The organism is Streptomyces sp. NPDC001508 (assembly GCF_040298665.1).
Classification (GTDB): Bacteria; Actinomycetota; Actinomycetes; order Streptomycetales; family Streptomycetaceae; genus Streptomyces.
In genome coordinates this window covers 1-10666 of record NZ_JBEPAP010000116.1, presented here as the reverse complement: position 1 = coordinate 10666, position 10666 = coordinate 1, and the positions used below count along the sequence as shown (strand labels likewise).

Genomic DNA, 10666 nt, shown 5'->3' with positions numbered 1-10666 from the left:
GACACCCGGCGATCGCCGCTGCCCGCACCCCGCAGAAACACCCGGAACCCGCCCGACACCCTTGATCAGAATTCACGCGGTGGATCGAGGATCAGATCTTCGATCTCTTCGGCGGAGGGCTGCTGACGTTGCGGCTGCCGTCTGTGCTGGCGATGTCCGTGGCGGCGAGCGGAGTCGGGCTTCTGGCGCTACGCCTGGCGGGCCCCCGTGTCGGACTGCTGGCCGGGCTGGTGTTTCCGCTCCTTCCCCAGGTACAGAAGTACACGCAGGAAGGCCGCTCGTATGCCATGGTCTGTGCCCTGGTCACCTGGGCCACCTACGCGCTCGTGGTCAGCGTCGCGCATCGCGCCCGGTGGCGGTGGGCGGTCTATGGCTCCGCCATGCTGCTGGCCTGTCTGCTCCATGAGTTCGCGGTCCTCGCCCTGGTCGCACACGGCGTCACACTGGTCGTCTCCCGTGTTCCACGACCGGTACTGAAGGCGTGGAGCGTGGCTGCCGCGGGCGTGGTGGCCGGGCTGTTGCCACTGGCGATCTGCAGTGCGGGACAGTCGGAGCAAATATCCTGGATCGGCGGACCGGTGCGGCTTCATTATTTCCTGATTGTGGCGGTCGTGGGCGTGGCGTGTGCCCGAGCGCCCCTGGGGGGGAGGGGGCCCGTGCGGCTTTCCGCGCTGGCTGTGCCGATTCTTGTGCTTCCGGGCCTTCTGCTGCTGATCGCCTCACTGGTCAAGCCCCTCTTCGTCGACCGTTATGTGGTCTACAGCAACATCGGAATCGCCTTGCTGCTGGGCGCCTGGATGGACTACTTCCACCGGCGGCAGCGGTCTCCCCGCACCGCGTGGATCGCGGCGGTTGCGGTAGTTGGCGTACTGGCCGCGCTCGTCCCGCCGAGCCTGTCGCTGAGGACGCCCCAGAGCCGGAGCAATGACGCCACCGCCATCGGCGCCACCGTACGCAAGGAAGGCCGTCCCGGCGACGGGCTGCTCTATCTCTCCGGCCGGCAACGGATCTTGACTGCGGCCAACCCCGAGGACACCCGCTTTCTCATAGATCTGGCCCTGGCACAGGACCCCGTTTCGTCGAACACACTCGCAGGTGTCGAGCTTCCCGCCCAGGAAATAGCGGCACGCATGCTGGAATTCGACCGGATCGTCGCGGTCCGCGCGGCGCCCTCGCTGACCAACCCGCAGGAGGAAGCGAAAACAAGCACCCTGCGGCGCCACTTCCGCGAGTACGGAACAACCCATGTCAACGGGGCGCGAGTCACCGTCTATGTCCGAGACCACGACCCGTCTCCGAAGGCCGGTCCTCGATCCAACAGCCCGGGAGCGAGCGGTGGGGTGATGAGGTGACCGCGACTGATGCCGACCTGGTCGGCACCACCGCCGTCACGCTGTCTCGACCCGGAAGCCACGGACCCTGACTTGCCGGTCGCTGCTGCCGCGGGAGGCTGCGGCTGTTCTTCGCCGCTGCCCGACTCGTCGCGATCATACGCGGGCGGCGCCTGCGATTCGGCCGCCACTGGCCATGGACGGAAGAGATCACCGACACGATCAGTCGGCTCGGCACCTTCCCGGACTCAGGCTGACCGACACCATCGGGTGGGCGCCGGTTGCCGGGGGCAGAGCTAAAGTCAGGTAGCGATGTGGCAAGTGCCAGCCATGCTGGTGCGCTCGGGGATCACGGCGATCACGTCGATTTCCACTGCTGCGTCCAGGGCCAGGTCGGTGACGCCGACCGTGGTGCGGCACAGAAGCGAACAGTCCTTCGGTGGTTCCAAGGCACTGCAGTCCCGCTACTCGGCAGCCCATCGATGTGACCGGCGCCCGACAGGCCGACCCACTCGCCGACTGAAACGAGCAGGATATGAACGCTGTGAGCCAGCCAGCAACATATGCCAATCCGCATGTGCCCGCACCTGCGAACGCCCGACGAAATATTGTCGGCGCATGCATCGGCACATTCACGGAATATTACGATATTGGCATCTATGCCTTGGTGGCGCCCAGTATCGCCACCTCGTTCTTCCCGCATGGAAACCCCACCGCAGCGACACTGAACACCTTCGCGATCTTCGCTCTGGGGTTCCTCGCTCGACCGCTCGGCGGAATCCTCTTCGGCTTCCTCGGCGACCGGATCGGCCGTACCCGGACACTCGCCGCGGCGATTCTGTTGATGGCAGCGTCGACGGTCGCGATCGGTGTCCTGCCCACCTGGGAAACGGCAGGCGTGCTGGCTCCCCTGCTGCTCCTAGTCTGCCGAGTAGTCCAGAGCATTTCCGTTGGAGGAGAGTTCTCCGGCGCCACCTCCTACCTCATCGAAACCACAGAACCACGCAAACGTGGCACGGTGATCGGAATTCTCAATTCTTCGGTCGCCATCCCCTTCATCGTATCTATCGGCGTGGTCTTCGGAATCTCCGCAGCCCTGTCCGACGCCGCCTTCAACTCATGGGGGTGGCGCATCCCCTTCCTCTTGGCCGCCCCCCTGGGCATCATCGGGCTATATCTGAGGCTGCGGCTCAAGGAGAGCGCCGCCTTCACCGAAATGAAAGAAAATGGCGCAGAGCCGGGAAATCCGCTGATGACCGGCATCCGAACGCAATGGCGCAAGATGCTCCTGCTGTTCTGCGCTGCCGCGGTGACCGCGTCGTCCTACTACATCCTCAGCGCTTACATGGTCACCTACACCACCACAACATTGGGGTACGCCAGAGAGACAGCGCTGCTCGTGAACGGCGCGGCGACCGTATTCTTCGCCGCATCCATCATCCTGGGAGGATTCGCGGCAGACCGCTTCGGCCGTCGACCGGTTATCCTCACTGGCCTGGTGGGCCTCATCTGTCTGGGGATACCGAGCTTCCTTCTCGTCACCGCCGGCCACGCAGCGCTCGCAGTTCTCGGTCAGATCACTTTCGCAATCTGTATGGGTCCGGTCTCGACAACGGTCTTCATCCTGGCCGGTGAGCTGTTTCCCACACCTGTGAGATACACCTGTAACGCAGTCAGCTACAACTTCGCCTACGCCATCTTCGGAGGCAGCGCACCGTTCGTAGCCACCTGGCTGATCGACATCACCGACCTTAAGATCGCGCCCGCGCTCTACACCACTTCGATCGCCACAGTCTCCATCGTCATCCTCGCGATCTTCCTCAAAGAGACACGCGAAGCCGAACTCGGTTGACCGCCCTCGTGCCTGGCTGACACCCACGGCAACGTGGTCGTCGTCTCCACCCGTGGCTGCTCCCCGCACCGCCGACCCTGAGACGGACGCGGAGCCGGACCGTCAGACCGTCGTCGAGGTCGCCGGCAAGCGCCTGGGGTCTCACTCCCCTCCCCCCTCGCCCTGTCCCTGGCCCGTGCCGGCCTCACCGCCGGCGCCCGCCCCAAGCGGCGCGTCGCCAAGAAGTCGGGCCCCGTCGCCTCGCCCACGCAGGGCACCATCGTCAAGGTCGCCGTCGAGGAGGGCCAGGAGGTCAAGGAGGGCGACCTGGTCGTCGTTCTGGAGGCCATGAAGATGGAACAGCCCCTCAACACGCACAAGTCCGGCACCATCAAGGGCCTGTCCGCCGAGATCGGCGCCTCCCTCACCTCCGGCGCCGTGCTGACACTGAACCAGTGACCTTCGTGACTCAGCTTCCGCCTCAAGAGCGCCCTCCTTTCACGTCACGGAACTGTTCCGCTGACTCCGGTAGTGACCAGGGAGATTCACCATGTCCCGCTCAGTGATCGATACCGCCGACACCGGCCCCATCTATGGTGACGGCGTCCCCACCGCCGAGCCGCCCGTTGAATCGGACCAGCGATGCCCAGGTCGCCAACTTGCCCGGCCCGGTGATGCGGCGGGCCGATCTGTATCCGGGCGAGGCGAAGACCGACGCCAAGGACGCCGCAGCGGACGCGGTCCGCGCAAACGGCGGTGCGCGGCCGTTCCATGGTCGCTGCCGCACGCAGGCCGTGGCCGACCACGTCACCTACCACCAGCGCCACACGCGCTCCGGGCAGGGGGATGGCGTCGAACCAGTCACCGCCGACCCCTGCCTGCGCGGGCAGGTACCGCCACGCCACTTCCAGAGCGTTCTGTTTGGGCAGCCCCCGTGGCAGCACGGCTGCGCTGCAAGGTCGCGCCATCGCATGCTCCCGCGTAAAGCGCCGCGCATTGTCGATACAGACAGCCGCCCTTGCCGCCAGTTCCTACGCGAAGAGCCCAAGCTGCGCTCGCCCTGTCTCCGACGCTCGCGCCTGCGGTGTTGCCGCCTTGAATGTGATCGCCTCGTCCACCGGACACAGGGGCACCGCGTTGGGGTGACCGCTGTGGGATCGGCCCTGGTCGCGGTGCTGCCCGACCAGGTTCCCGAGCGCCAGCGGGGAGTGGTGTCCGGGATCCTCGGGGTCTGTCTGCCGGTCGGGCTGGTCGGCGCCACCTACCTGGTGCAACTGGCATCGCCGAACATGACGCTGATGTTGTTGCTCCCGGCCGTGGTGGGGGCGGTGATCGTGTTGGGCTTCGCGGTCGTGTTCCGCGACCGACGGCTCGACCCCACGCACCGGCCCGCCTGGTCACTACGCGAGCTGGCCGGCACGTTCTACGTCGACCCGCGGCGCAACCCCGACTTCGGGTGGGCTTGGGCCAGCCGGTTCCTGTTCATTCTCGCCTACTCGTTCCTCACCACCTACCAGTCGTTCTACCTGCTGAACAAGCTCGGCAGCTCCGAAGAGGAGGTGCCCCATCAGATCTTCCTCACCACCCTCGTGCTTTCGGCCACGACCGTGGTGGCGAGCCTGGTCAGCGGCAAGCTGTCCGATGCCACCGGACGCCGCAAGATCTTCGTGCTGCTCGCTGCGATCATCTACGGGGCCGGGCTCTTCGTCGCGGCGGCTGCCGGGCAGCTCAGTGTCTTCCTGGTCGCGATGATGATCGCGGGACTCGGCTTCGGCGCCTACTTCGCGGTCGACCTCGCGCTGGTGGCCGACGTACTGCCCGATCCGGGAAACGCGGCGTCCAAGGACATGGGCGTGTTCAACATCGCCAGCACCCTGCCGCAGTCCCTCGCCCCGGCGGTCGCCCCGGCCATTCTCGCGATCGGCAGCGGGTCGTACGCCGTCCTCTTCGCCACGGCCGGAGTCACCGCCGCGCTGGCCGCACTGATCATTCTCCGAGTCAGGAAGGTGCGATGACCGACCAACCGCAGGACCTGTCCGAGAATCAGTTGCGCAAGCGCGTCGAAGCGCTGAGCCTCCGGCAAAAGGTCCGGTTGCTCACCGGTGAGGACTTCTGGTCGGTTGCCGCGGAGCCCTTGGCGGGGCTGCGACGGCTGGTGTTCTCCGACGGTCCTGCCGGTGTGCGTGGCGAGGCCTGGGACGAGCGAAACCCGTCGGCCAACGTGCCGTCACCGACCGCGCTGGCGGCGACGTGGGACGAGAGCCGCATCGAGCGGCTGGGCGGGTTGCTGGCCGCAGAAGCCCGGCGCAAGGGGGTGGATGTGCTGCTCGCCCCGACGATCAACCTGCACCGCACTCCTTACGGTGGGCGGCATTTCGAGTGCTTCAGCGAGGACCCGGTACTCACTGGGCGGATCGGCGCCGCTTATGTCCGCGGCCTGCAGTCCGCGGGTGTCGGGGCCACCGTCAAACATTTCGTGGCCAACGACTCCGAGACCGAGCGGTTCACGGTGGATGTCCAGGTGGCCGAACGGGTACTGCGGGAGCTGTATCTGGCGCCGTTCGAAGCGATCGTCCGTGAAGCGCGGGCCTGGGTGGTGATGGCCGCCTACAACGCGGTCAACGGAACCACCATGACAGAGCATCCTCTACTGCGTGAGGTACTCAAGGACGAATGGGGGTTCGACGGGCTCGTAGTCTCCGACTGGTACGCAGGCCGGTCACTGGCCGCGGCCTCCGACGGCCTGCTCGACCTGGTGATGCCCGGCCCGTCCGGCCCCTGGGGTGACGCCCTGGTGGCGGCCGTGGCTGCGGGACATCTTCCCGAGCATGCTGTGGACGACAAGGTTCTCCGCCTGCTGCGGCTGGCCGGCCGCGTGGGTGCGCTCGACGGTGCCCGGCCCGCGACGCCCTCGTGGACCACTGAGCAGAGCAGAGCGGAGCTACGCGAGACGGCCGCCGCCGGCTTCGTCCTCGCGCGCAACGAACCCGCGGAAGCCGGCGAGGCGCGCCTGCTGCCGCTGTCGCCGGGCCGGCTGCGTCGCGTCGCGGTTGTCGGGCCCAACGCGGCGGTGGCACGCACGCTCGGCGGCGGCAGCGCCACCGTCTTTCCGCCCTTCACGGTCTCGCCGCTCGACGGTCTGCGTGCGGCGCTCGGCCCCGATGTATGTGTCGACCATGCGCGCGGTGGTCGCAGCTCGCGCCGGGTGCCCGCGGCCCGGCCCGAAATGCTGTACGGACCGAATGGCCACGGGACGGGGGTCGAGCTGTGTTTCTTCGATACGGAAGGCACACTGCTGGGGAGCGAGACGCGCGAGAGCGCGACATTCACCTGGCTGGGCGGCACTGCCGGTGCCACCATCCCGATCGAACAGGTCGCCGCGTTCGAGCTGCGCACCCGAGTGCGCGCCGACAGCGCCGGCACCTACCTGATCGGTGCGGCCGGCGTGGGCAGGATCACGATGACCGTCGGCGGCTCCGTACGTATCGACACACACCTGGGGCTGACGGCCGATGCCGACCCTGTCGAGCGGATGATGCGCCCGCCGCAGGAGACCGTGCCCGTGCCGCTCGACGCGGGCGAACAGGTCGGCATCATGCTGCGCTACGAGCCGCCGTCATTCGCCGGTGAGGGTTTCACGGACGCCGCGATCCTGTCGTTCCAGCTGCTCGTCGGCGCCGACGGCGACGACGACGCGGAGCTGGCGGAGGCTGTCGCGCTGGCCGGCGAAGCAGATGTGGCTGTGGTGGTGGTCGGCACCACCGACGAGGTGGAGAGCGAAGGCTTCGACCGTGCGTCCCTTTCGTTGCCGGTACGGCAGGATGAGCTTGTGCGCCGCGTTCGCGCTGCCAACCCACGGACGGTCGTGGCCGTCAACGCCGGCGCACCGGTGCTTCTGCCATGGGCCGACGAGGTGCCCGCTGTGTTGTTGACCTGGTTCCCGGGACAGGAGTTCGGCAACGCGCTCGCTGACGTTCTGCTCGGGATCAGCGAGCCCGGCGGTCGTCTCCCCGTCACCTGGCCCCAAGCCGAGCGGGGCTTGCCCGGCACGACGCCCGTCGGCGGAAAGCTCGACTACAACGAGGGTCTGTTCATCGGTTATCGCCGATACGAACGCGATGGGGAAGAGCCGCTCTACCGCTTCGGGCATGGCCTGGGTTACACCACTTGGGAGTGTCACTCCGTGGAGCTGTCGCCGGGGGACGGCGACGATGGCGCGGTGATCGTGACGGTGCGACTGCACAACACCGGCACCCGCCGGGGCCGGGAGGTCGTTCAGGTCTTTCTGAGCCGCCCGGACAGCGCGATCGAGCGGGTGCCGCGCTGGCTCGCCGGGTTCGGCTCAGCCGAGGCCGAACCGGACCAACAGGTCGAGGTACGGGTGGCGTTGCCGCGGCGGGCCTTTGAGCACTGGGATGCCGCCGGCCGTCGCTGGGCGGTGGAGGCCGGCGAGTTCCAGGTCGCGGTCCAGACGTCGTCGGGCTCTGCGCTCCTCGGCCTCGACACTGGTCTTCTGCGGGACTGAGCTGCGGGAGCCGGATTCGTCCGGCTCCCGGGTCACCGGACGAGGCGGTCCACGACCGCTCCGCCGAGGCGGGGAACCAGCAAGCACTGAAGTGAGGATCAACAGAGGGATGGACGACGCGATGCAAGATTCACGGCTGATCCGGGTCGGAATGGGACAGATGTATGTGGAGCCGGGTGATCTGGAAGGAAACCTTCAGCGTGCAGAGACAATGGTGGGCAAGGCAGCCGAGGCCGGTTGCGACGTCATCGTACTTCCCGAATGCTGTGATCTCGGCTGGACCCACGCGAGCGCGCTGACTCGTTCCGCTCCGATTCCTGGTGCCACTTCCGCCGCGTTCGCCTCCTTCGCCCGTGACAACGGCATCGCGGTGATCGCCGGTGTCACCGAACGCGACCACGACCGGGTCTTCAACTCGGCGATCGCTATGGACGCATCAGGAACGCTACTGGCGAAACACCAGAAGATCGCCGAACTCTCCTTCGCTCGGCAGGTCTACCAAACCGGGTCCTCTGTGCAGGCGTTCGACATGCTCGGAACGCGGATCGGCATGACCGTCTGTGCCGACAACGCCGACGCGGATCAGCCCGTCCTCGCCGGTGCGCTCGGCCTTATGGGCGCCCGGATCCTCCTCTCGCCCTGCGCGTGGGCGGTTCCGCCGGACCACGACAACGTGGCAACTCCGTACGGTGAGCCGTGGGAAAGCTCCTATCCGCGTATCGCCAGGCAGTACAACATGGCGGTGGTGGGAGTGAGCAATGTGGGTCCGGTCGTCGGCGGCGAGTGGGACGGGCACCGTTGCATCGGCAGTTCGCTCGCGGTCGATCACTCGGGCGAGATCATTGCGAAGCTTCCGTACGGGATCGACGCTGAGGTGCTGCACACCATCGAGGTCGCGGCCTGAGAAGTCATCTCATTTCAAGCTCTCCGCGAGAGTCCGGCTCGTGTTCATCCGACACCTGACGCTCCACAAGGCCCACGACCGCGGACTCCCGAACTCGCCACATGAGATGTGCTCTTAACTGCTGACGGAGCGTGAGGTCTTACAAGACTGTCGGGGGGTGCTGGTGTCGGTGGGCGCTGGAGGGATGCCCTCATGGCCTTCACGCTCTTGGACCGGCTGTGGTCCGACGGCTTCGAGCACGTCCTTGTCGGCCATGACACCGGCACCGGCCATTGCTCGCTGGCTGTCACCCACGACACCACCTTGGGCCCCGCCCTCGGCGGCGTCCCCCCCAACTCCTCGGCCAGGGACCGCGTCGACCAGTGCGCGGCGGCTTTCGGTGTGGCCTCCAGCGTCTTGACGACCACTCCCCCGACCTGGTCGCCGGTGATCTTCTTGGGCCCGCCGGACGCGGCTCGTCGGTCAGACCCTCCAGCCGGTTCCGAACGAACCGGGCCCGTGCAGGTCGACTGCGCCTTCTGCTGCCGGGGCGTCAGATCACCCAACTCCCCTGAATACCAGAGTTAATGAACCCTTCACTGCGCACTCGTCCGAGCCCGAGAGGATCACCTCCCCGATTCGGAGGTGAGCGTGAACACGCGAAGGTCGACCGGCCGTGTGGCCTTGGTCCTGTCCATCGTGGTGGCTGTGTTCGTCGGCCTGATATCCCCGGTGGCAGCGGACGACCGAGGGGCCGCAGCGCGCTCAACAGCAACGGGCCCGGCCAGTACCTCGAACAGGCGCCGCAGCGGAGCAACCCCGTCCGCCGCCGGGCCCGCGACAGCGAGGAGACGGCCGGGTGCGGCAGCCTGGTCAGTCCGGCGGTCAGCTTGCCTGCGACGTCTCCATCAGGCGCAACGGTGTTGGGCTCTCTGCCTGCGAACGCCGGCGCCGCACTGTTCGCCTGACCGCGGTGGGAGAAAGCCCCACGCCGATGCTCAGCAGGACCGCTCCCGCGGCCAGCAGGGTGGACCGCCAAGGCCAGACCGCGCCCGTCAGCTTCAGATGAGCCGGGGAATACTCGGAGAACTTCGCGGTGACCAGGGCCGTACGGCGGTCGCTGTGCTCGGCGAGGTCGCGCAGGATGGGGTCGAAGCCGAATTCGCCCTTGCGCCGCCCACCGTCGGGCAGTTCGACGGTGAGCCGGTTGCGCTGCGCCCAGGTGCGCAAAGGCGCGCCGACAGCCGAGGCGTCGGTGACACCGGGCACCACGAAGCGGTCCAGCCCATGGGAGCCGCCCTTCGCCTGGCGGGTGACGAGGACCAGGCCGTGGCGGGTGGTGACAGTGCCGTGCGAACCGATCACGACGGTCCTGGTGGCGAAGGAGACCCCGCCGTAGGCTTCGAAGGCCGCGGCGGCGTCGATCTCGCCGACTCCGTCGATCAGACCGATGCCCGTGGTGGGACGCAGCCATGGGAACGCGGCGTTGAGAGCGTACGGCAGGTCCCCGACGGCGAGACGGTTGACCGGTATCGCGGTCGGTCCATCGAGGGTCCATCCCGGGTACGACAGGCTCTTCCCGATGCGGGCCGCCTCGCTCCTGCCCGCCAGTTCCTCCACGAGCCGCAGGGCACCGACGGTGCCGGAGGTGACGCCTGCGGTCGTGGTCACCCGCCCGTCCTCGACATACCGCCGGCCGCGCTTCCAGTGCACGCGCGGGTAACCGCGTTCCAGGGAGCCGATGTTGGACCAGAATGACGTCGCGTCCCGGCCGTCGAGCAGGCCGGAGGCCGCCAGGAGTTCCGCGCCCGCGCAGACCCCCAGGACCCGGGCCCCCTTGCGGTGGCGTTCGACGATCCACCGGCGCAACCGTGCCTCGCCCGCCCCGGCGGGTCCGGTCACCGCGGGCACAACCACGACATCGGGTTCCGGCACCGTGCCGTCCTCCCACTCGGCCAGTGTGCGGTCGGGCAGCAGGTGTGCTCCGCCGGACAACGGGGACACACGGCGCTCGGCGGCAACGGTGTAGACGAAGAACTTCCCCGACTCGGCGAACACCTGATAGGGCGCCATGACATCCGTGGCCGCGGAGCCCT

7 protein-coding genes and 2 pseudogenes are annotated in these 10666 nt (G+C 67.6%); 6 read left to right on the top strand and 3 right to left on the bottom strand.

The genetic code is table 11. The features are described 5' to 3' along the window. Positions 1-83 precede the first annotated feature (83 nt). Positions 84-1352, top strand: a complete 1269-nt coding sequence (locus ABT245_RS45025) for a glycosyltransferase family 39 protein (protein WP_351746741.1) — start codon at positions 84-86, stop codon at positions 1350-1352. Between the two features lie 281 nt (positions 1353-1633). Here ABT245_RS45025 and ABT245_RS45020 read toward each other — a convergent pair whose 3' ends face one another. After that, the gene (locus ABT245_RS45020) at positions 1634-1780 is read right to left on the bottom strand and encodes a hypothetical protein (RefSeq protein WP_351746735.1); all 147 of its coding nucleotides are present in this window, start codon (positions 1778-1780) and stop codon (positions 1634-1636) included. Positions 1781-1866: 86 nt separating this feature from the next. Here ABT245_RS45020 and ABT245_RS45015 point away from each other — a divergent pair, with 86 nt between their 5' ends. Continuing rightward, positions 1867-3183, top strand: a complete 1317-nt coding sequence (locus ABT245_RS45015; protein WP_351746733.1) for an MFS transporter — start codon at positions 1867-1869, stop codon at positions 3181-3183. A gap of 49 nt (positions 3184-3232) precedes the next feature. Next, positions 3233-3621: pseudogene (locus tag ABT245_RS45010) on the top strand (acyl-CoA carboxylase biotin carboxyl carrier protein subunit); the annotation flags it as partial. Between the two features lie 290 nt (positions 3622-3911). Here the strand turns inward: ABT245_RS45010 and ABT245_RS45005 are convergent. Further along, positions 3912-4193, bottom strand: a pseudogene (locus tag ABT245_RS45005) (PP2C family protein-serine/threonine phosphatase); the annotation flags it as partial. Here ABT245_RS45005 and ABT245_RS45000 point away from each other — a divergent pair. The 3 genes from ABT245_RS45000 (at position 4134) to ABT245_RS44990 (ending at position 8591) form a co-directional block, all read left to right on the top strand. Then, on the top strand, positions 4134-5177 hold the full coding sequence (locus ABT245_RS45000) for an MFS transporter (protein ID WP_502982325.1): 1044 nt from the start codon (positions 4134-4136) through the stop codon (positions 5175-5177). The pseudogene ABT245_RS45005 and the gene ABT245_RS45000 sit on opposite strands and share 60 nt — an antisense overlap. Then, entirely contained in the window at positions 5174-7687 is a 2514-nt protein-coding gene (locus ABT245_RS44995; RefSeq protein WP_351746731.1) for a beta-glucosidase family protein, read from the top strand. Before ABT245_RS45000 ends, ABT245_RS44995 begins: the two co-directional genes overlap by 4 nt. A gap of 109 nt (positions 7688-7796) precedes the next feature. Beyond that, positions 7797-8591 (top strand): carbon-nitrogen hydrolase family protein, encoded by a 795-nt coding sequence (locus tag ABT245_RS44990; protein WP_351746729.1) that lies wholly within the window; start codon positions 7797-7799, stop codon positions 8589-8591. 864 nt (positions 8592-9455) lie between these two features. On the opposite strand, the gene ABT245_RS44980 is transcribed toward ABT245_RS44990, so the two are convergent. After that, positions 9456-10666: DJ-1/PfpI family protein (locus tag ABT245_RS44980; protein WP_351746727.1), on the bottom strand; the 1211-nt coding region annotated here is incomplete at its 5' end.

Bases quoted from the DNA above. Each gene is read 5' to 3' on its own strand.
- ABT245_RS45015 (WP_351746733.1), top strand. From the start codon at position 1,867: ATGAACGCTGTGAGCCAGCCAGCAACATATGCCAATCCGCATGTGCCC.
- ABT245_RS45000 (WP_502982325.1), top strand. From the start codon at position 4,134: ATGCTCCCGCGTAAAGCGCCGCGCATTGTCGATACAGACAGCCGCCCT.
- ABT245_RS44995 (WP_351746731.1), top strand. From the start codon at position 5,174: ATGACCGACCAACCGCAGGACCTGTCCGAGAATCAGTTGCGCAAGCGC.
- ABT245_RS44990 (WP_351746729.1), top strand. From the start codon at position 7,797: ATGGACGACGCGATGCAAGATTCACGGCTGATCCGGGTCGGAATGGGA.